The sequence below is a fragment of the Streptomyces venetus genome, assembly GCF_039540295.1.
GTDB classification, from domain to species: domain Bacteria; phylum Actinomycetota; class Actinomycetes; order Streptomycetales; family Streptomycetaceae; genus Streptomyces; species Streptomyces venetus.
This window is the reverse complement of sequence record NZ_BAABET010000033.1, coordinates 1-818: the sequence shown is the minus strand read 5'-3', so window position 1 is coordinate 818 and position 818 is coordinate 1. Positions and strand designations below refer to the sequence as shown.

1 protein-coding gene is annotated in these 818 nt (G+C 68.9%); it reads right to left on the bottom strand.

Going from position 1 to position 818, the window contains the following annotated elements:
- Positions 1-818, bottom strand: an 818-nt coding sequence (locus ABEA82_RS38595; protein WP_486389425.1) for an alpha-amylase family protein, incomplete at both ends; no start/stop codon positions are given.

Here is an 818-nt window from a genome sequence, read left to right as displayed (position 1 = left end):
TAGGAGGCGGCCTCGCCCGACAGCTCGGTGAGGTACTCGGTCAGTTCCTGCTTGGTGTTGCGCCAGGTGAAGTAGGTGTAGGACTGCTGGAAGCCGATCTGGGCCAGGGTGTGCATCATCGCCGGGCGGGTGAAGGCCTCCGCCAGGAAGATCACGTCGGGGTCGGTGCGGTTGACCTCCCCGATCACCCGCTCCCAGAAGACGACCGGTTTGGTGTGCGGGTTGTCCACGCGGAAGATCCGCACGCCGTGGTCCATCCAGTGCCGCAGCACCCGTACCGTCTCGGCGATCAGGCCGTCCATGTCGGCGTCGAAGGCGATGGGGTAGATGTCCTGGTACTTCTTGGGCGGGTTCTCGGCGTAGGCGATGGTGCCGTCGGGGCGGTGGTGGAACCACTCGGGGTGTTTGTGCACCCAGGGGTGGTCCGGGGAGCACTGCAGGGCGAAGTCGAGGGCGACCTCCAGGCCCAGGTCCCGGGCCTGGTCCACGAACCAGGTGAAGTCCTCCAGGGTGCCCAGGTCGGGGTGGACGGCGTCGTGGCCGCCCTCGGGTGAGCCGATGGCCCAGGGCACGCCGACGTCGTCGGGGCCGGGGGAGAGGGTGTTGTTCTTGCCCTTGCGGAAGGTGGTGCCGATGGGGTGGATCGGGGGGAGGTAGACCACGTCGAAGCCCATCGCGGCGATCGCCGGCAGTCTGCGGGCGGCGGTGCGGAAGGTGCCGTGGGGCTGGGTGCGGGTGCCCTCGGAGCGGGGGAAGAACTCGTACCAGGAGCCGTACAGGGCCCGCTCCCGCTCGACCAGCAGCGGCAGCGGTTCGGA